Source organism: Flavobacterium sp. GNP002 (assembly GCF_054343795.1).
Window position 1 is genome coordinate 1,754,246 of the sequence record NZ_JBTGUW010000001.1, and the last position, 22,431, is coordinate 1,776,676.

The 22,431-nt window shown below is 35.2% G+C and carries 11 protein-coding genes; 5 read left to right on the forward strand and 6 right to left on the reverse strand.

All coding sequences use genetic code 11. From position 1 onward, the window contains the following. The first annotated feature begins 261 nt into the window (after positions 1-261). The 3 genes from ACXX80_RS07640 to ACXX80_RS07650 are packed head-to-tail and all read left to right on the forward strand — an operon-like array spanning position 262 to position 10,009. Entirely contained in the window at positions 262-7,146 is a 6,885-nt protein-coding gene (locus ACXX80_RS07640; protein WP_458552692.1) for a T9SS type B sorting domain-containing protein, read from the forward strand. Positions 7,147-7,206: 60 nt separating this feature from the next. After that, positions 7,207-8,124 carry a PorP/SprF family type IX secretion system membrane protein gene (locus tag ACXX80_RS07645; protein WP_458552693.1) on the forward strand — a complete coding sequence of 306 codons (918 nt, stop codon included), beginning with the start codon at positions 7,207-7,209 and terminating at the stop codon, positions 8,122-8,124. Positions 8,125-8,143: 19 nt separating this feature from the next. Continuing rightward, complete coding sequence (locus ACXX80_RS07650; protein ID WP_458552694.1) at positions 8,144-10,009, forward strand: OmpA family protein; 1,866 nt, start codon at positions 8,144-8,146, stop codon at positions 10,007-10,009. Between the two features lie 75 nt (positions 10,010-10,084). Here the strand turns inward: ACXX80_RS07650 and ACXX80_RS07655 are convergent, their stop codons facing one another. Beyond that, entirely contained in the window at positions 10,085-10,666 is a 582-nt protein-coding gene (locus ACXX80_RS07655) for a MiaE family protein (RefSeq protein ID WP_091173449.1), read from the reverse strand. A 110-nt stretch (positions 10,667-10,776) separates the two neighbouring features. On the opposite strand from ACXX80_RS07655, the gene ACXX80_RS07660 reads away from it, so the two are divergent. Beyond that, complete coding sequence (locus tag ACXX80_RS07660) at positions 10,777-12,018, forward strand: glycosyltransferase (RefSeq protein ID WP_458552695.1); 1,242 nt, start codon at positions 10,777-10,779, stop codon at positions 12,016-12,018. Positions 12,019-12,079: 61 nt separating this feature from the next. Here ACXX80_RS07660 and ACXX80_RS07665 read toward each other — a convergent pair whose 3' ends face one another. From ACXX80_RS07665 to porU, 5 genes are all read right to left on the reverse strand, one after another. Next, positions 12,080-13,735 carry a dihydrolipoamide acetyltransferase family protein gene (locus ACXX80_RS07665; protein WP_458552696.1) on the reverse strand — a complete coding sequence of 552 codons (1,656 nt, stop codon included), beginning with the start codon at positions 13,733-13,735 and terminating at the stop codon, positions 12,080-12,082. A gap of 7 nt (positions 13,736-13,742) precedes the next feature. Next, positions 13,743-14,741 carry a pyruvate dehydrogenase (acetyl-transferring) E1 component subunit alpha gene (gene pdhA / locus ACXX80_RS07670; protein WP_315210889.1) on the reverse strand — a complete coding sequence of 333 codons (999 nt, stop codon included), beginning with the start codon at positions 14,739-14,741 and terminating at the stop codon, positions 13,743-13,745. A gap of 143 nt (positions 14,742-14,884) precedes the next feature. Further along, a complete protein-coding gene (locus ACXX80_RS07675) occupies positions 14,885-15,367 on the reverse strand; it encodes a cytidine deaminase (RefSeq protein WP_458552697.1) in 483 nt (160 codons plus the stop codon). 74 nt (positions 15,368-15,441) lie between these two features. Then, the gene (gene porV / locus ACXX80_RS07680; protein WP_458552698.1) at positions 15,442-16,647 is read right to left on the reverse strand and encodes a type IX secretion system outer membrane channel protein PorV; all 1,206 of its coding nucleotides are present in this window, start codon (positions 16,645-16,647) and stop codon (positions 15,442-15,444) included. Positions 16,648-16,685: 38 nt separating this feature from the next. Further along, on the reverse strand, positions 16,686-20,522 hold the full coding sequence (porU, locus tag ACXX80_RS07685) for a type IX secretion system sortase PorU (protein ID WP_458552699.1): 3,837 nt from the start codon (positions 20,520-20,522) through the stop codon (positions 16,686-16,688). Positions 20,523-20,729: 207 nt separating this feature from the next. On the opposite strand from porU, the gene gldJ reads away from it, so the two are divergent. Beyond that, positions 20,730-22,415: a gliding motility lipoprotein GldJ gene (gldJ, locus tag ACXX80_RS07690; RefSeq protein ID WP_315210882.1), complete on the forward strand. Its 1,686-nt coding sequence runs from the start codon at positions 20,730-20,732 to the stop codon at positions 22,413-22,415. Positions 22,416-22,431 lie beyond the last annotated feature (16 nt).

The window sequence follows — 22,431 nt, forward strand, 5'->3', positions numbered from 1 at the left end:
TTTGGTTAATGTAGTTGAATAAGAATTACCAGCATAGCTATTTAACATCTTTATTTTTAAATAGTTAAATTTTTATTAATATTTGATTTGTTCATTGAAAATAAAAGAATACTTTTAAGTATTAAAAATATTATACTCTTATATATTAACTACAAAAATCAGTTTATGAAGAAAAAATTACTTTTATTTTTATTATTTCATATATTATTTGGGTTTACATTAAGTTCAAAAAATTTAAGCAATCGTGTTAAATTACATGACATGAATTTTGATGTTTATTCAAAATTGATTTCTACAGATACAATAAAAAAAAAGATAAAATCATCAAGGGTTTCAAAAACTAAAGCTGTTTTAACTCCGCCTTCAACTACTGCTGGTAGTTCATGTGGTGATGGTGTTTCTTTAGTTCAGGTTAATGTTTATGCATTTGGAGCTAATAGTTCAGAAATAATTGAATGGTTTACTTCTCAAACATCAGTAACTCCAATATATACTGGGACAGTTTATAGTCCGAGTATTAGTTCAACCAGAACGTATTATGTACGCAGTCGATCAGGTAGTGATATTAGTACACGTGTGCCGGTTGTGGCTTCAATTTATGTAGCGCCTTCAGCAGTTACTTTGACAGCTTCTCCACCAAATAATACTACAAACCCGTTATGTTTTGGTACGCCAGTTACTTTTACTGCATCTGGTGGAGCTGATTTGTTTGAATTCTCTGTTGATGGTGTCGTAATGCAAGGTATGTCAACAAATAGAATGTTTACAACTAATACTTTAACAGATGGACAAGTTGTTAAAGTTAGAACTAGATATGCAGTTACCATGGATGGATCTATTACTGAGACATCATGGGGAACGGGAGCTTTAGAGGATAATTTTCTTTCTGCGCCATTATCTGTGAATGCTTCATCAGGTTATGTAAATTCTTTGAAAATTAGTGCTTTTGAAAATAAAGTTGTTTTAGGGATTGCGGGTAAAGTTTTAAATAATAGAAGCATTTTGCTGTTTCTTGATACCAAATCAGGAGGGTTTAATGTTTCAAATTATGGAGAGGAAGCAGATGCTGATCCATTAGTGAGAGCTTTTAATATTTTTAACAATAATCCCAGTACATTCGATTCTTATTTCCAAGCTGATTATTGTTTAGTTATTTCTACAGATGCGGCTGAAACTAATTATTATGCAAATGTTATTGAATTAAGAACTGGCGCTTCTGTTAAATCCTATTTAGGAAGTGCTGCTACAGGTTTTCCTTCAGCTGTAATGGGTGTTAATAAAAATAATAGTGGAATTAATGATTATAGTCTTGGTTTTGAAGTAGAAGTTTTAAAATCTCTTATTGGTTATACAACAGGAGATATTAAGTTTTTTGCATTGACTATGAATGACAAGGAAGATGGCAGCCAGTTGGTTACTAATTCATTTTTGAGTCCGGAAAGAAGCAGTAATTTAGATTATGGGATTGGTGCTATAGATTATAATATCAAAGACCCAAATCCTGTTGTTGTTGCTTCAGCATCATTAACACCTTGTTATTCTGAGGCTAATATTACAATGAATTTTGTTTCTATCCCCACGTCTGCCAGTACAACACAGCCAACTTGTGCTTTGCAAACCGGAACTATTTTAATTACGACACAACCTGGTGTTGAATACAGTATAAATGGTACCCTTTATCAAGATTCCAATAGTTTTTCGGGATTAGTACCTGGAAATTACACCTTATATGTAAGGAATAAATTAGATACTACTTGTGTGCTTTCATCAGTGACACCAGCTGTTATAAATGCAATTCCAACTCCGCCAGTATTACCAACAACGGCAAGTGTTGTTCAACCTACGTGTGGGACACCTTCGGGAAGTATTTCGATAACAACACAAACAGGGGTAGAGTATAGTTTAGATGGTATAACCTATCAGACTTCAAATACTTTCAGTGGATTAGCACCGGGAATTTATCCTTTATATGTTAGAAATATAGATGATACAACTTGTATAACTTCGTCTGGGTCGTCAACTACAATTAATGCAATTCCAACTGCTCCGGTAATTCCATCAACGGTAAACGTTACTCAGCCTACTTGTGGAACACCATCAGGAAGTATTGCCGTAACAGTACAATCTGGGGTAGAGTATAGTTTAGATGGGATAACCTACCAAGCATCAAATGCTTTCAGCGGATTAGCTCCGGGTAATTACACTTTGTATGTTAGAAATACTGCAGATATTACTTGTGTAACTTCGTCTGGATCATCAACAACAATTAATTCAATTCCAACTCCACCATTAGTTCCAATAACGGCAAGTGTTACTCAGCCTACTTGTGGGACACCATCAGGAAGTATTGCCATAACTACACAAACAGGCGTAGAATATAGTTTGAATGGTACAAGTTATCAGGTTTCAAATACGTTCACAGGATTGGCTCCGGGTTCTTATACTCTGTATGTTAGGAATACAGCCGATACTTCTTGTATAACTCCATCAGGATCTGCAATAATGATTAATGCAATTCCAACTCCTCCGTTAGTTCCGACAACAGCAAGTGTTCTACAACCGACTTGTGGGACACCTTCGGGAAGTATTTCGATAACAATACAAACAGGGGTAGAGTATAGTTTGGATGGTATAACATATCAAGCTTCGAATATTTTCTCAGGATTAGCTCCAAGTACTACTTATAATCTCTATGTTAGAAATATAGCGGACAATACCTGTATAACTTCTTCCGGATCAGTAACTACAATTAATGCAATTCCAAACCCTCCAGTGGTTCCAACAACGGCGAGTGTTATTCAACCTACTTGTGGAACACCATCAGGAAGTATTGCCATAACAGTACAAACAGGAGTAGAGTATAGTTTAGATGGGATAACCTACCAAGCATCAAATGCTTTCAGCGGATTGGCTCCGGGTAATTACACTTTGTATGTTAGAAATACTGCAGATATTACTTGTGTAACTTCGTCTGGATCATCAACAACAATTAATTCAATTCCAACTCCACCATTAGTTCCAATAACGGCAAGTGTTACTCAGCCTACTTGTGGGACACCATCAGGAAGTATTGCCATAACTACACAAACAGGCGTAGAATATAGTTTGAATGGTACAAGTTATCAGGTTTCAAATACGTTCACAGGATTGGCTCCGGGTTCTTATACTCTGTATGTTAGGAATACAGCCGATACTTCTTGTATAACTCCATCAGGATCTGCAATAATGATTAATGCAATTCCAACTCCTCCGTTAGTTCCGACAACAGCAAGTGTTCTACAACCGACTTGTGGGACACCTTCGGGAAGTATTTCGATAACAACACAAACAGGGGTAGAGCATAGTTTGGATGGTATAACATATCAAGCTTCGAATATTTTCTCAGGATTAGCTCCAAGTACTACTTATAATCTCTATGTTAGAAATATAGCGGACAATACCTGTATAACTTCGTCTGGGTCATCAACAACAATTAATGCAATTCCAACTCCACCATTAGTTCCAACAACGGCGAGTGTTATTCAACCTACTTGTGGAACACCATCAGGAAGTATTGCCATAACAGTACAAACAGGAGTAGAGTATAGTTTAGATGGTATAACCTACCAAGTATCAAATGCTTTCAGCGGATTGGCTCCGGGTAATTACACTTTGTATGTTAGAAATACTGCGGACATTACTTGTGTAACTTCGTCTGGATTACCAACAACAATTAATACAATTCCAACTCCACCATTAGTTCCAACAACTGCAAGTGTTACTCAGCCTACTTGTGGGACACCATCAGGAAGTATTGCCATAACTACACAGACAGGCGTAGAATATAGTTTGAATGGTACAAGTTATCAGGTTTCAAATACGTTCACAGGATTGGCTCCGGGTTCTTATACTCTGTATGTTAGGAATACAGCCGATACTTCTTGTATAACTACATCAGGATCTGCAATAACGATTAATGCAATTCCAACTCCTCCGTTAGTTCCGACAACAGCAAGTGTTCTACAACCGACTTGTGGGACACCTTCGGGAAGTATTTCGATAACAACACAAACAGGGGTAGAGCATAGTTTGGATGGTATAACATATCAAGCTTCGAATATTTTCTCAGGATTAGCTCCAAGTACTACTTATAATCTCTATGTTAGAAATATAGCGGACAATACCTGTATAACTTCGTCTGGGTCATCAACAACAATTAATGCAATTCCAACTCCACCATTAGTTCCAACAACGGCGAGTGTTATTCAACCTACTTGTGGAACACCATCAGGAAGTATTGCCATAACAGTACAAACAGGAGTAGAGTATAGTTTAGATGGTATAACCTACCAAGTATCAAATGCTTTCAGCGGATTGGCTCCGGGTAATTACACTTTGTATGTTAGAAATACTGCGGACATTACTTGTGTAACTTCGTCTGGATCACCAACAACAATTAATACAATTCCAACTCCTCTAGTTGTTCCAACAACGGCAAGTGTTATTCAACCTACCTGTGGATCACCATCAGGAAGTATTGCCATAACTACACAAACAGGCGTAGAATATAGTTTGAATGGTACAAGTTATCAGGTTTCAAATACGTTCACAGGATTGGCTCCGGGTTCTTATACTCTGTATGTTAGGAATACAGCCGATACTTCTTGTATAACTCCTTCTGGATCTGCAATAACGATTAATGCAATTCCAACTCCTCCGGTAGTTCCAACAACAGCTAGTGTTGTTCATCCTACTTGCGGAACACCATCAGGAAGTATTGCTATAACAGTACAATCTGGGGTAGAGTATAGTTTAGATGGCATAAGCTACCAAGCATCAAATGCTTTCATCGGATTAGCTCCGGGTAATTACACTTTGTATGTTAGAAATACTGCGGATATTACTTGTATTACTTCATCATCTTCATCAACAACAATTAATGCAATTCCAACTCCTCCAGTAGTTCCAACAACGGCGAGTGTTATTCAACCTACTTGTGGATTACCATCAGGAAGTATTGCCATAACAGTACAATCTGGGGTAGAATATAGTTTGAATGGTATAAGCTACCAAGCATCAAATGCTTTCAGTGGATTAGCTCCGGGGAATTACACTTTGTATGTTAGAAATACTGCGGATATTACTTGTGTAACTTCGTCTGGATCACCAACAACAATTAATACAATTCCAATTCCTCCAGTTGTTCCAACAACGGCAAGTGTTATTCAATCTACCTGTGGATCACCATCAGGAAGTATTGCCATAACTACACAAACAGGCGTAGAATATAGTTTGAATGGTACAAGTTATCAGGTTTCAAATACGTTCACAGGATTGGCTCCGGGTTCTTATACTCTGTATGTTAGGAATACAGCCGATACTTCTTGTATAACTCCTTCTGGATCTGCAATAACGATTAATGCAATTCCAACTCCTCCGGTAGTTCCAACAACAGCTAGTGTTGTTCATCCTACTTGCGGAACACCATCAGGAAGTATTGCTATAACAGTACAATCTGGGGTAGAGTATAGTTTAGATGGCATAAGCTACCAAGCATCAAATGCTTTCATCGGATTAGCTCCGGGTAATTACACTTTGTATGTTAGAAATACTGCGGATATTACTTGTATTACTTCATCATCTTCAGCAACAACAATTAATGCAATTCCAACTCCTCCAGTAGTTCCAACAACGGCGAGTGTTACTCAGCCTACTTGTGGAACACCATCAGGAAGTATTACCATAACAGTACAATCTGGGGTAGAGTATAGTTTGAATGGTACAACGTATCAAACTTCGAATCTCTTCACAGGATTAACTCCAGGAACTAATTATACTTTGTATGTAAGAAGTCTTTCGGATGCAACTTGTGTCGCTTCTTCAGCATCAAGAACAACAATTAATCTTATTCAAGTAGTTCTAGTACCAACAGTAGTTAGCGCGGTGCAGCCAACATGTGCTGTGCAATCAGGAACTATTGTAATAACAACACAACCTGGAGTAGCGTATAGTTTAAATGGTTTAACGTATCAGGCTTCAAATACATTTGCAGGATTGGCTCCGGGTAATTATACCTTGTATGTAAGAAACACAGCTGATACTAGCTGTTTAAATACGTCAACATCTCCAGTAACTATTAATGCTATTCCAACTCCTCCCGTAGTTCCAACAACTTCTAGCGTTGTTCAACCAACATGTTCCGTTACATCTGGGACTATTGTAATAGCTGCTCAATCTGGAGTAGAATATAGTTTGAATGGAACAACCTATCAAGCTTCAAATACGTTCACGGGATTAGCTCCAAATAATTATATTTTATATGTTAGAAATATTGCTGATAATACATGTTCAGTTCAAAGTCTTACAAGTGTAACTATTAATCCACTTCCTTTATTGCCGTCAACTCCAACTTTGGTGCAAGTTGTGCAACCTACATGTTTAGTGCCATCAGGAAGCATTACAATTAGTACTCAGGCAAATGTTCAGTACAGTTTAGGTAATGGCTACCAAAACAGCAATGTGTTTAATAATTTGGCGCCAGGGAAATATACAATGAGTGTGCGATTTACAAATAGTATTGCGTGTATAACTCTAGGTGCTGAAATAACTATAAACGCGATTCCTCCACAAATTCAATTTGAAACAATAGGTGATTGTGAAAATAAAGAATATATTTTAACAGCAAATCCATTATCAGGCTCATATGATCCAAACAATGTTTCTTATCAATGGAAAGATAATTCCGGAGCTCCTGTAGGAACTAATTCAAATGTGTTAAATCTAACTGATGTTATAGCCTCAACTCCAAGCGGACAAGTAGTATTTCCTGTGACATATACCCTTACTGTAACTTCTACAAATACAGGTTGTGAAACATCAAGTAATGTAGTTATAGAGTCTGCTTATTGTAATATCCAAAAAGGTATTTCTCCTGATGGGAATGGTTCAAATGACTTCTTTGATTTAAGATTAATGGATGTTAAAAAACTGGAAATATTTAATAGATATGGTATTAAAGTTTACAGTCAGTCGGATTACACAGACCAATGGAAAGGTCAGTCAAACAAAGGAGAAGATCTTCCAAGTGCTACCTATTATTATGTGATAGAATTCAATAGTGGAGAACCAAAAACAGGTTGGATTTATTTAATCAGAGAAAAACAGTAATTAATATATTTATTTGTCTGTAAATTTTGAATAGACCAATAAACCGAAAAATAAATAGATATGAACAAAAAAATATTGATGTCTCTTTTAATTCTTATTGCTTATATAGATGTTAAAGCGCAACAAGACCCACATTATACTCAGTACATGTATAATATGAATGTTATTAATCCTGCCTATGCAGGTTCTAATGAGAGTATTTCTTTTGGTCTTCTATATAGAAAACAATGGGTAAATATTGAAGATTCACCTGCTTCATTTACTTTTGCAGGTCATACTCCTGCAGGCAAGAATGTTGGTATTGGTCTATCATTTATATCAGATAAGATTGGACCGGTAACAGAACAAAATGTATTTGGAGACTTCTCTTATACTTTAAAATTAAGTGACACGCAAAGATTGGCTTTTGGTTTAAAAGCTGGAGTTTCTTTTCACAAAGTAGGACTTAGAGATATTCAATCGAGTTTGCCAGATCCTAATGAGGGTATTTTTGGAGAAGATATAAATGACACATCATTTAATTTAGGATCCGGATTGTTTTATTATACAGATAAATATTACGTGTCATTATCGATTCCAAATATGATTAAATCGGCGCATTTAGATTATAACGGACGTGAATACGGTTCAGATGTATCCCACTATTTTTTAACAGCAGGTTATGTTTTTGATGTTAATTATGAATTGAAATTCAAGCCTTCATTAATGTTAAAATCTGCATTTAATGTATCTCCGTCTTTAGATGTTTCTGCCAATTTTTTATATCAAGAAAAATTTGAGATTGGAGCAACTTATAGAGTGGAAGATAGTTTTGGCGGAATGGTCAACTTTGCTATCACACCGGAATTAAGAATTGGGTATGCTTATGATCATATTATTTCAGATTTGAAAGTGACTTCCCCATCCTCACATGAATTCATATTATTATATGATTTATTTGAATCGAAAAAAGTTTCACGTTCTCCTAGATTTTTCTAAAATTTAATTTTTATAATTAATGAAAAAAAATACACTATTACTGTTTTTTGTGCTTGCAGGTTTCTCACTTTGCGCACAAAATAAAGAGACTAAGAATGCAGATAAATTATTTGAAAGCTACGATTATGTTGAAGCTGTCGAAGGATATTTAGCCTTAGTTGAAAAAGGAAATACAGATGCTTATGTAACTAAACAGCTTGGTGATAGTTATTATTATATGCACAAGACCGTAGAAGCAGAAAAATGGTATGCCAAAGCATTACAAACAAAACAAGATGCAGCAACGTATTATAGATATGCTCAAATGTTAAAATCTAACGGGAAATACACGGAGTCTGATACTCAAATGAAAATATTTTCAGGTTTAGTGCCAGACGATAGCAGAGCTAAACAATTCAATAAAAATCCAAATTATCTTTTGGAGCTATTGAATAAAGAAAAACTTTTTGATGTAGATAAGATTTCCGTTAATTCTCAAAGATCTGATTTTGGGGCAAGTCTATATGGAGATGAGCTTTATTTTGCAAGTGCCAGAAATGAAAGCAACAAAATATACGGTTGGAATAACGAACCTTATTTAGATATTTATCAGTCTACTTATAATTCTGATGGAAGTTATTCAGAGCCAATTCCTGTAAATGAATTAAACAGTAGGTTTCATGAAGGTCCGGTAACAATGACGAAAGATGGTAATGTTATTTACTTTTCAAGTGAAAGTTTTAAAGATAAATTATTCGAAAAAGATAAAACACACAAGCTGAAGTTTGGTCAAGTGAATCTTTACAAAGCATTTAAAGAAAACGGTAAATGGGGAGCCGTTACTCCATTACCGTTCAATAGTAAGAGTTTTTCTATGGGGAATCCATCCATAGATGCAGATGGGAAAGTGCTTTATTTTGCATCTAATATGCCTGGTTCTCTCGGAGGAACTGATATTTGGAAAGTGAAGGTGAATAATGATGGCACATTTGGTGCACCAGAAAATTTAGGAGATAAAATTAACACAGCTGGTGACGAGAATTTTCCTTTTGTAACGGATGATTCTGTTTTATATTTTTCTTCAAACGGCTTGACAGGTTTTGGAAGTTTAGACGTTTTTTCTGTAGATTTAAATAAAGTTGAGGAGCCGTATAATCTTGGTAAACCTGTGAATACGGAAAAAGATGACTTTGCTTTTACATTTAATAAAGAAAAAAATATTGGCTATTTATCCAGTAATCGCAGTGGTGTGGATCATATTTATAGCTCTATTCCGGTATGTAAAGGACAAATTCTTAGTGTGGTAAAAAATGCCAAAAATGGAGAGCTATTGGCTAATTCCAAAGTTGTTGTTTTAGATGCAACTAACACTGTTTTAGACACTCAAATGTCTAACATGAATGGAGAAGTTCTTTATGACGTAGAATGTCAAAAGCCATATACTATAGAAGTTTTTAAAGATGGTTATGTTTCAAAATCTTTTCCAGTAGCTAAAATTAGTCAAGGAAAAGTTATCGTTGATGCAGTAATTGATCCAATTGAAGTGATTGTTACTGAAACAGAAATTATTTTGAATCCTATTTATTTTGAATATAACAAAAGCAATATAACTAAGAAAGGTGCTGCAGAGCTTGATAAATTAGTTTATGTAATGTCTCAAAATGATAAATTGAAAATTTATGTTAAGGCACATACTGATTCCAGAGGTACTGATGAATTTAACTTAGATCTTTCAGAAAGAAGAGCAAATGCTACTGTAGCATACATTGTTTCAAAAGGAATTAGTATTGATAAAATAACCGGAAAAGGTTTTGGTGAATCCGAATTTAAAGTGGATTGTCAGGAAAATTGCACCGAGGAAGAACACGCCTTAAACAGACGTTCTGAATTTATGATTTTGAAATAATCTACTTAGATTGCAAATAAAAAAACAGGATGCTTAACGGTATCCTGTTTTTTTATTTAATATAGATTCTTTTAATTAACCGTGGATAGTTTCTTGTTTACCATAGTTAGTGATAATTGAAGTTTCAAATTCAATCCATTCCTTCCATCTTTTGTCTACATCAATATTGTCGGCATATTTTCTTGCAAAGCCCAAAAAAGTGGTGTAATGTCCCGCTTCAGAAATCATTAGATCTCTATAAAAAGTGGCTAATTCAATATCTTTTATGTTTTCTGATAAAACTTTAAACCGCTCACAACTTCTTGCTTCAATCATTGCTGAAAATAGCAATCTGTCACAAAGAGCATCTTTTCGGCTCCCATCTTTTTTCATAAACTTAAAAAGTTCATTTACATAATGATCTTTCCTTTCTCGACCTAAGGTCAATCCTTTGCTTTTGATTAAATTATGAACTAATTGCAAATGATCTAATTCTTCTTTTGCAATAATCAGCATCTCGGTTACTAATTCTTCTAATTCGGAGTTGTAAGTAACCAGACTTATTGCATTTGATGCTGCCTTTTGTTCACACCAAGCATGATCCGTCAAGATTTCTTCTATATTTGATTCAACTATATTTACCCAACGCGGGTCTGTGGCTAATTTTAATCCTAACATGATGATGAAATTTAATTAGAACAAAATTAGTGTTTTCTAATCTATTTTTGGTCTAAATGACCAGATTGAACTCAAAATAGCATTATTTTGTAATTGAAATTTATAATAGTATGAATCTAGTTCAAAAGCTTTTAATTATTGGTTTTGTTTGGCCAGAACCCAATTCGTCAGCAGCAGGAGGAAGGATGCTGCAACTGATATCACTTTTTAAAGCACAAGGTTTTAGCATTACGTTTGCTAGTCCTGCGCAAAATAGTGATTTCATGGTTGATTTAGGCGAATATGAAGTTGATAAGAAATCAATCGAACTTAATAATTCTAGTTTTGATATATTTATCAAAGAATTAAATCCATCCTTAGTTTTGTTTGATCGTTTTATGATGGAGGAGCAATTTGGTTGGCGTGTAGCTGAAAATTGCCCTGATGCGTTGCGAATATTGGATACAGAAGATTTACATTGTTTGCGATTGGCTCGTCAGAAAGTTTTCAAAGAAAATCGTTCTTTTCGTACAACTGATTTATTTGTAGAAGAGGTTGCGAAACGCGAAATCGCAAGTATTTTACGTTGTGATTTGTCTCTAATGATTTCCGAGTTTGAAATGGAATTATTAGAATCTGCATTTAAAATTGATATCTCTTTATTGTATTATTTGCCTTTATTATTGGAACCAATTGACGATGCTGAAATAGAGGAACTGCCTTCTTTCGAAAATCGAAAAGATTTTGTTTTCATCGGGAATTTTCTTCACGAGCCTAATTGGAATGCCGTTCAATACTTACAAGATACAATTTGGCCTCTAATTAAAAAACGGCAGCCAGAAGCTGTATTGAATGTTTACGGCGCTTATCCGTCGCAAAAAGTCCTGCAATTACATAATAAGAAAGAAGGCTTTTTAATAATGGGACGAGCTATTAATGCTCAAGAAGTTGTTCGCGAAGCGCGAGTTGTCTTGGCTCCCTTGCGTTTTGGTGCCGGTATTAAAGGAAAATTATTGGAAGCGATGCAATGCGGAACACCAAGCATAACGACTTCCATTGGTTCAGAATCCATGCATGGTGAGTTGCCTTGGAACGGTTTTATTACGAATGATATTGCTGATTTTGCGGATAGAGCAGCACAATTGTATCAAGACAAAATAATTTGGAGTAATGCCCAACAAAATGGAATTGCCATTATTAATCAACGATATTCTAAACGCCTTTTCGAGATTGACTTTAGAGCAAAAATAGAAATTTTACAATCTAATTTAGAGCAACATCGATTGAATAATTTTATCGGAGCCTTGTTGCAACACCATACTTTAAAAAGTACCAAATATATGTCGCGTTGGATTGAGGAGAAGAATAAATAAAATAAAAAAATCCCGTCAAGTTTTTAAACAAGACGGGATTTGTGTTTTAAAAACAAAGTTATTACGCAAGCATAGTAACAGGGTTTTCTATAAATTGTTTCAATGTTTGTAAAAATTGAGCTCCAGTTGCACCATCAATTGTTCTGTGATCGCAAGCTAAAGATAACATCATTGTATTTCCTACTACAATTTGACCATTTTTCACCACCGGTTTTTCTACAATAGCTCCTACAGATAGGATAGCAGAATTAGGTTGGTTGATGATAGAATTGAATTCTGTAATACCAAACATTCCAAGATTAGAAACTGTAAAAGTACTTCCTTCCATTTCTGTAGGTAATAATTTTTTGTTCTTAGCTCTTCCTGCAAGATCTCTTACGCTTCCGCCAATTTGAGATAAACTCATAGCATCTGTAAAACGTAATACTGGAACTACTAATCCGTCCTCAACAGCTACAGCAACTCCAATATTCACATGGTGATTGATAAGAATTGAATCTTCTCTCCATTGTGAATTCACTTTTGGATGTTTTTTCAAAGCCATTGCGCACGCTTTTATCACCATATCGTTAAACGATACTTTTGTGTCCGGAACGCTGTTAATGATAGTTCTGGATTTCATTGCTTCATCCATTGCTACCTCAATTACTAAGTTGTAATGTGGAGCTGTGAATAAAGATTCTGCTAAACGTTTAGCAATGATTTTTCGCATTTGCGAATTCTTGATTTCTTCTGTGAAAACTTCTCCTGCTGGAACAAATACTTTTGGCGCAGCCGCAGTTTCTGGTTTTTCTGGTGCAGGTACAGTTATCGGTGCCGGAGCAGCTACAGTTTGTGGGGTAAAGTTTTCGATATCGCTTTTTACAATACGTCCGTTTTCACCAGAACCTTTTACTTGTGTTAATTGAATTCCTTTGTCACTTGCAATTTTCTTTGCTAATGGTGATGCTAAAATTCTTTGACCGTCAGTTGATGGTTCTTGAACGATTGGTTCCGAAGCTTTTTCTGTTGAAGCAACTTCTTTTTCTTCAGCCACTGCTGGAGCTGCTTGTGGCGCTCCGCCAGTTTTGTAGTTTTCAGCAATTCCGCTAATATCAGTTCCTGCAGGTCCAATGATTGCCAAAAGGCTATCAACTGGTGCAGTATTGCCTTCTTCAATTCCTATGTATAATAAAGTTCCTTCGTTGAAAGATTCGAATTCCATTGTAGCTTTATCAGTTTCGATTTCAGCAAGAATGTCACCTTCAGCAACAGCATCACCTACTTTTTTTAACCAAGTCGCTACAGTTCCTTCAGTCATGGTATCACTTAAACGAGGCATGGTAATCACTACAACTCCTTTTGGTAATGAAGCTGTTGCGGGTGCTGCAGCTTTTGTAACTTCTGGAGTAGTTGCTGTTTCTTCAGTAACTTTTGTTTCTTCTTTAGCTGGAGCTGCATCAGCTGGTTTTCCTGCTAATAATGCCGAAATATCCTCGCCTTCTTTTCCTATAATTGCTAATAAAGAGTCTACTGGTGCTGTTTCACCTGCAGGGATTCCTATATGTAAAAGTGTTCCTTCGTTGAAAGACTCAAATTCCATTGTTGCTTTATCGGTTTCAATTTCTGCAAGGATATCACCTTCGCTTACTTTATCACCTACTTTTTTTAGCCAAGTCGCTACCGTTCCTTCCGTCATCGTATCGCTCAAACGAGGCATTGTAATAATTGTTGCCATAATTGATTTATAGTTTATGAGGTAAAAATGGATAGTTCTCTTGTTCGTATACTACATCATATAGCTGTTGAATAGGTGGGTATTCAGATTCTTCGGCAAATGTTACACATTCTTCCACTAAATCTTTTACTCTTTGATCAATTGCTTCGATTTCTTCTTCTGTAGCATATTTTTGATCTTTAATTACATCTAAAACTTGAGTAATTGGATCAATTTTTTTGTACTCTTCTACTTCTTCTTTCGAACGGTATAATTGTGCATCCGACATAGAGTGACCTCTATAACGGTATGTTTTCATTTCTAAGAAAGTTGGTCCGTCTCCACGACGTGCTCTGTCAATTGCTTCAGTCATTGCTTCAGCCACTTTTACAGGGTTCATTCCGTCAACTGGTCCGCAAGGCATTTCGTAGCCTAAACCTAATTTCCAGATATCAGTATGATTAGCTGTTCTTTCTACAGAAGTTCCCATGGCATATCCATTGTTTTCAACAATAAATACAACTGGAAGTTTCCATAACATAGCCATGTTAAAAGCTTCGTGTAAAGAGCCTTGACGTGCTGCACCATCACCAAAATAGGTCATAGTAACACCGCCAGTTTCAAAATATTTGTCAGCAAAAGCTAATCCAGCACCTACAGGAATTTGTCCTCCTACAATTCCGTGACCACCATAAAAACGGTGCTCTTTTGAAAATATGTGCATAGAACCACCCATACCTTTTGAAGTTCCGGTAACTTTTCCTAAAAGTTCTGCCATAACGCGTTTAGGATCAACTCCCATACCGATTGGCTGAACGTGATTTCTGTAAGCAGTAATCATTTTGTCTTTTGTCAAGTCCATAGCGTGCAATGCACCAGCTAATACAGCTTCTTGACCATTGTATAAATGTAGAAATCCTCTAACTTTTTGTTGGATGTATAATGCGGCAAGTTTGTCCTCAAACTTTCTCCAAAGCAGCATATCTTCATACCACTTTAAATATACTTCTTTTGTAACTTCTTTCATCTGAATTTTTCTTTTGCTAAAGTGTTATTGTATTATCAATTTGTACCTATAACGCAAAATAGTTTCCTCCCACAAATTTGCGAAATGCAAAAATAAGACATTCCAAGTAAGAACTAAAATTTAATAGGCAATTTTTGGAATTTTTACAAGAATTTTTTATCGAACATAAATGGAAGCAAGTTTTTCAGGGATTCTGATTTGTAAATTGCGCCGATTTCTCCCATAAAATAGATTTCTATAGGGGTCTCTTGTTTGATTTCATATTCTGCAATTGATTGTCTGCAAGAGCCACAAGGCGGAATTGGAGCTGTAGTTTGGTTTGAGTCTGAGGCAGCAGTAATTGCCATTTTTAAAATTTTGGCTTCCGGATAAACTGCTCCGGCATAAAAAATTGCGACACGTTCCGCACAGAGTCCCGAAGGATAGGCTACGTTTTCTTGGTTTGAACCTAGTACAGTTTTACCGTTGTCTAAAAAAATTGCAACTCCAACTCTGAATTTTGAATAGGGTGCATAAGCATTTTTTCGAACTTCAATGGCTTGTGTCATTAAATCCTGAATTTCATTTGGTAACTCTTGAACGGAATCGAACACTTTGAATTGTGTGGTAATTGTTATTTCTTTCATACTTTTTTAAGGAAAAAAAATCCAAACTTCATAGTGTTGAAATTTGGATTATTATTTGTGGATTTTATTTATGTTTAATATTCGTCATATTTGTCTCCAAAATTGAAGGTAAGTGAGAAACGCAAGGTGTTTTCTAAAGGGTTTTTTACTTTTGATGCCGAAAATAAATACGAAACATCTACTTTGACAACATTGTATTTGAAACCTGCTCCCAGCGATAAAAATTGTCGAGCTCCTTTTAGAGGACTTTCGTGAAAATATCCCAAACGCATCGCAAAGGAATCTTGGTATAAATATTCGGCGCCTACAGCATAGGTAACTTCTTTCAATTCTTCGCTGAATCCATCAGGAGCATCACCAAATGATTTGAAAACCCCAGATGTCCATCCAATAGCTTGGTAATTAGTGTTAGCCGTAGCCGTTCCGTCATTAGCAGGTTCTCCAGAATCGGTGGTATCCCCATCTCCATTTAAATCAGTTGCTGGCTCAGAAACAGGAATTTGTGGTGTTGGAATTAATAATTTATTAAATTCAACATTCACGGCAACCTTGTTATAGTCGTCTAAAATAAAATCAAAACCAGTTCCTATTTTTAAATTGGCAGGTATGAAGTTGTTGTTAAAATCATCGTTGTCATAACTAATTTTTGGACCTAAATTTTGAATATTAAATCCTGCTCTCCATCTACCGTTGAATTCGTTGAATGCTATTTCTTCGGATTGGTAAAAACCGGCTACATCAACAGAAAATGTACTTGCAGATGAGGCATCGTTATTTTCTGAGGCTACTTTTAGATTTGAATTAATGAATCTACCTGCAATTGCCATCGAAAATTTTTCGCTCAATTTCAAGGAGTAAGATCCGTCAATAGCAAATTCGTTTGGAGAGACTGTAGGGAAAGACTCGTTAGGATCGCCTGTTTGACGTAATTCAATGTCACCAAAACCAAAGTAACGCAGGCTTCCTGCAAATGCACTTCGATCATTCAGTTTTTGATAATAAGTTAATTGTCCTAATGAAATATCATTTGCTAAATCAGTAAGGTATGGTGTGTAACTTATAGAAAATCCTTTTTGGTCAGTTGCAAAGGCATATTTTGCTGGATTCCATTGTTGTGAAAAAGCATCAGCTGATGTTGCAACTCCAACGTCGGCCATACCTGCAGCTCTTGCGTCAGCTGTAACTAATAAAAAGGGAACTCCCGGATTTATAACTCTATCTTGTGCTTTTGTAAAAGAAATTACAAATAAAAAGATAAAAAGTAATGTTATTTTTTTCATTATTGTAGCAAGTTTTATTAAACAAATATAGTATTTTATTAAAGTATAACAAGTTTTTCAAATTTTTCAGTTTTCTTATTTGTTAAACTTGATTTGACGGTTAGTTTGTAGACATAAACGCCTTTCCCTATTTTATCTCCAAAATCATCTTTGCCATCCCAAGTGATTTCTTTTGATAAAAATCCTTCAGTTGTAATAATTTGATTTTTCGTCCAAACCACTTTTCCGGTTATCGTCATTACTTGAACCTGAACGTCTAATGGTTCAAATGGTCTGTTGTGTGTAAACCAAAATTCAGTATAATTAACGAACGGATTTGGATAATTCAGCACATGTGTCAATGTTATCGTTTCATCGCCTACAACAATAAACTGAATCTCAGCCGTTATCGGGTTGTTGTATACATCCCATGCTTTGAATGTTATAGTGTGTAATCCGGGAGCTAAATTGCGCAACGGAAATCGGAGAGTTCCACTTGTAAAATCGTCTAATGTTGTTTGATAATAATCATTCAGTACAAAGGGATTGCTTACATCTCCATCAAGAATAGCAACAATATCATGACCTATTCCGCTTGCCGTATTTATTCCGTTTTCATCTTCAAGTAGTGCAACAAGAAATGGGGATTCATTAGTTGTTCCGCCAGAAACAAAAGTCTCGTCATTCATATATAACTTAACTCTTGGGCTAATATTGTCTGCCGTTGCATTTTCATTTATTCCTCCTATTTTTATACTGGAATCGTACCCGGTTTCGTTCTGTAATAATTGATTTTTTTTGGAATAAAAACTAATTCTTCCCTTTGCTAATGGGACTCTGATGTCTCTGGGTACAACAAAACTAAATTCAAATTGACCATTAGTGACTGATGCGTTTCCTCTGAATATTGTTTCTCCTAAAACATTGAAATTGATAGGAGGACTATTGCCGTCATTATTATAGGTTGTTCTTGAAACTGTTTTGTCAAAAATGGTTGTGGAAACTTCTCCGTTATAATTCGTCAGCAGGTTGTTGTTCTCATCAGTAACTTCTCCGGTTAGTTTCATTTTTGCCAATGATTTGAAGTCGTCAATGGTTTGGGTAACCGGAATGTCATTTACTTTAGTTAATCTAATTTTTGGTTTTGGAATAGCAAGCATTAATGCGGGATCACCAATGTAAAAAACAACATTGGTAGCTGAATTAGGATTGCTGTTTTTTGAAATTCTCAGCGCTTCTGCAATTGAAGTATATTGATTTGAATTGTATGATAACAAATTTTTTGTCAGCAAGTCATTGAAATTTTCTGCACTGAACTGCCCAATAGAACGAATGGTAGTAATCATTGCTATTGCACCGCCTTTTGGGTTCCAATAAGTATATTCTCCAGCAGTTGGTCTTAAAGGATTGTCAAAACGTGAAAATTCACAAGTAATAGTTATGAATAAAGGGTACTTATATTGATTGCTTAAGTTTTGTCCGTCTGATTTTTCCCAAATGCGTTCGCTTGATAAGCCATCTTCGCCGCCATGTCCTAAATAATTAAATACCAAAGCCCCTTTTTCGAAAGCATTGAAGAAGTCCGTTTTAGCTTTTGGATATCTTGAACCTCCTGCAGATGCTTCTTGGACATAAGAATCTAACAGAATTTTATTCACATTTAGAAATGGTTTCTCGGTAGCAATTGTGTTTGCAAGGATGTTTTGCCTGTTTTGTAAACTGGCATCAGATAGGATGTCTGAATCATCAGAAACTAATGCGAAGTTGTTTCTCCAGCTTCCGTAGGATTTTAGATCATGATATTCTATTACTTTATTTACCATTTCCTCAGCCTGTTTAGCATCATTGACTAACATTCTGCCTACTGCAATATCTATTCCTCCAAAATATGACACAACATTTCCTTCTGTTGGGTCCATTAGTCCAAAAAAGTCATCTGAGGCAAAGGATGATTCGCCAGTTGTGCTGCTGTTTAAAGCGTGATAAATAGGTACAACATTAGTGTTATTTGATATTCTGTTTTTAAAATCATAAGAGGCATCGCCAAAAAGATTGACAAATTTTACTCTTTTCTCCGGTGCAGAAGCATTTTCGTAGATGTATTTGATGCAATTTCGTATTGCAGCAACATCTTGTTTTCCGGATGAAAATTCTTGATATATGGATTCTAAAGGAATTACTTTTACATTTAAATTGGATTGGGTGCGATGGAAAGTTGCTAGTTTTTCAGCTTGAGTAGCTATAAAGGTTGGTGTGATAATCACGTAATCGATGTCTTGAAATTGACCTTGTCCGTTTCTAAATAATGTTCCCTTTAAATTTTGATTTGCGATTTTAGATTTAGTGTCTTTTAAAGGAGTATAATAATCAGAAGCATCTAAAGCAATATATTTTCTGAGCTCTCCTAAGTTTACTTTAAAATTTATTGTACTCTGATTGGAATTTTCGATTGTGGTTACATTATATATATCAGTAACATCCCAAACTTGAGGAATAGTTGCTGTGTTTGAAATGCTGTAATTTACAATTCCAAGACTTGAACTGGATTGGTTGTATTGAAAATGAAATTGTTTTCCGTAGCCTTGCAGTTTTCGTTTGGCGATAAGTCTGATGTTGTCAAGAAAACCTTTGGAACCTGGAACACCATTGTTATTGTATTTTAATTTTATTTTTATGTTTTCTGTACCGCTGAAACTGGTGTTGTTTGGTAAAGAGCCTAAAACAAACTCCGTTTCGGTATTGTTGTTTAAAGCAGGGAAAGAAATAGTTCCGGTTGCTGTTCCGTTTGCAGTCGCATTCAAAGAAGTAGGAGTGAATGCAGCTGAAGCAGCGGTTAGCATCAGTTTTACAGGAGTTGCAGAGTCAATATTAGGGAAATTAAAATCAAATTCCTGTTCGTCTTTGACTTCAAATGATTCGCCAAACCATTGACGACCTAATCGCGCTATATTAATAAGGTCTACTTCGTGGTATTGATGATCGTCAAAAGAAGTTACGGTTAAAGTACTGTTTCCGGAAGGTTGAGTCATAGGAGTGATTCTTTTCCCATCGGTGCCCTGAACAGTAATGTAGTAATAGGATTTTGTATCGTACAAATTAGTAAAAGTCAGACTTTCGGCATTCCAAGTATCAACTCCTTCGCCATAAAAAAGAATGTAGTCGTCGTTGTTGAAAATTCCGTCAGCTTCACCATCAATTTGAATTGCATTTTCGGTTAGGTCATTTGGGTAAAAAACACTGTTTGATAACGGAAGCATTCGTCCGCCATTACCATATACTTTTATTTTTCGGGGGTCTAAAGTATTTGCGTCTAATCCTAATTGTTGTAAAAAAGTTTTAGTGATTTTATATACACCAGATTTTTCAATGTAAAATTGATACCAGTTGCCTGTTGCTAAAACAGAATTGACGATGCTATTTGTGTTGGCACTTTTGCTGGATTGTGAAATTCTACTAGTGTTATTTTCCACTTCATAGGAAAAAGACGTGATTCGTTTGAATCCGAAGTCATCCTTAATTATCGGTGATAGCGTAATGAAAGCTTCTTTGGTGTCTCTTGAAATGTTTACTCTTAGATTTGAATTTGTGGTTTTAGGAATGTTTTTAGAATCCAAATCGCCAAGTTGATCTGTTGTGATTATTTCGTAAGTTATATTTGTTATTATGACTTTTCCTTCGTTAAAAGTGACTGCTTCTTTTATTTTTAAAGTATAAAGTAATGCCTTTTGAGAAGCATCATAATGAAAGTTATTTTCAGAAAATTGAGGGATAATGACTTTGAAATCGCCGTAGGACATTTCTTTTTTGTCTGTCCATTCAATGACTGCGTTGCCTTTAATTTGAGCAAAAGAAACAAAAGGAATCAGGCTTAAATAAACCAAAAGTATTTTTCTCATCGTTTTTTTAACGTGATTAATAGTGAGTTATTATTTATCAGTAAAAATAAACCATTTCGTGTGATTTAAATAATAAATATTATAAATTTGCGTTTTGATATATAATTTATTGTTAAAGTTGCGTCTACGAAAATTATTTAAAAGTATGATGTTGATTAATGGTTAATTATTATATTGCGGCACTTAAATTATTACCTACTAAAGAGTATGAAAGCAAACAAAATTATGGGCTTACGGTTGTTGATCTCAATCATATTAGTAATTGGTTTTTCCAGTTGCAGTAAAAAGTCTAGCTCCAAAAATACCTCAAGAGCAACCGGTTGGAATATGGACAGCAAAAAAGCAGGTTCAAGTAAAAAACAACAAGCAGGACCAGGTTTGGTTTTTGTTGAAGGTGGTACATTTACTATGGGTAAAGTAGAGGATGATGTAATGCATGATTGGAATAATACGCCAACACAACAACACGTTCAGTCTTTTTACATGGATGAAACTGAGGTTACTAACTCTATGTATTTAGATTATTTAGATTGGTTGAAAAGTGTTTACCCACCCACTGAAGAGATTTATAAAAACATATACGAAGGAGCTTCACCTGATACGTTAGTTTGGAGAAATAGATTGGGTTACAATGAAACGATGACTAATAATTATTTAAGACATCCGTCTTATGCTGAATACCCTGTTGTTGGTGTAAATTGGATTCAAGCAGTTGAATTCAGTAACTGGAGAACACAACGTGTAAATGAAGCGCTTTTAGAAAAAAACGGGTACCTTAAAAAGAATGCAAAAACATTAGATGTAACTGCTGATAGTAATTTTGATACTGAAACTTATTTGAATTCGCCTACCTTGGCTTACGGAGGAAATGAAGAAATTGTATTAAAAGGAAAAAATGGAGGTAAAAAAACTCCTAAAGCTGGAAAAGACGGTAAAGTTATTGAGCCTAAAAATGTTTATGCACAACGCTCTTCAGGAATACTTCTTCCTGAATACAGACTTCCAACTGAAGCAGAATGGGAATATGCAGCTGCAGCTGATGTAGGACAAAGAGAGTACAATATCTATAAAGGTCAGAAAAAATACCCTTGGTCTGGTGGTTACACCCGTTCAGGTAAAAGACAAAGTAAAGGAGATCAGTTAGCCAATTTCAAACAAGGTAATGGAGATTACGGTGGAATTGCAGGCTGGTCAGATGATGGTGCAGATATCACAAATGAGGTTAAAAAATATCCTGCAAATGATTTTGGATTGTATGATATGGCTGGAAATGTTGCCGAATGGGTGCAAGATGTTTACAGACCAATAATTGATAATGAAGCAAATGATTTTAACTATTTTAGAGGAAATCAATACACTAAAAACAAAATTGGTGCAGACGGTAAAGTTGAAATTGTTACTAAAGAGAATATGAAATTTGATACTTTAAGTAATGGTAGAATAGTTGCCAGAAAATTCCCAGGTCAAATTGCTCAAGTTCCTGTTGATGAAAAAGAGACGTATTTGAGACAGAATTTCGATAAAAGTGATAATACAAATTACAGAGATGGTGATAAACAATCGACAAGATATTATAACTTTGGATCTTCTGAATCTGACACTGAAAAACAAAAAGATGAGAAAATCATGTATAACTCTCCTAAACATAATGTTACCACAGATAGTTTAGGTAAAATGGTTAGAAAATATGATAAATCAAGTAAGAGAACAACTTTAATAAATGATGAAGTTAGAGTTTATAAAGGTGGTTCTTGGAGAGATAGAGCTTATTGGTTAGATCCTGCGCAAAGAAGGTATTTTCCACAGGATATGGCTACAGATTACATCGGGTTTAGATGTGCAATGTCTAGAGTAGGTCCTAAAGCAGATAAGAAAAAATCAGCTAGAAATTAAATTTTTTATAAAATAA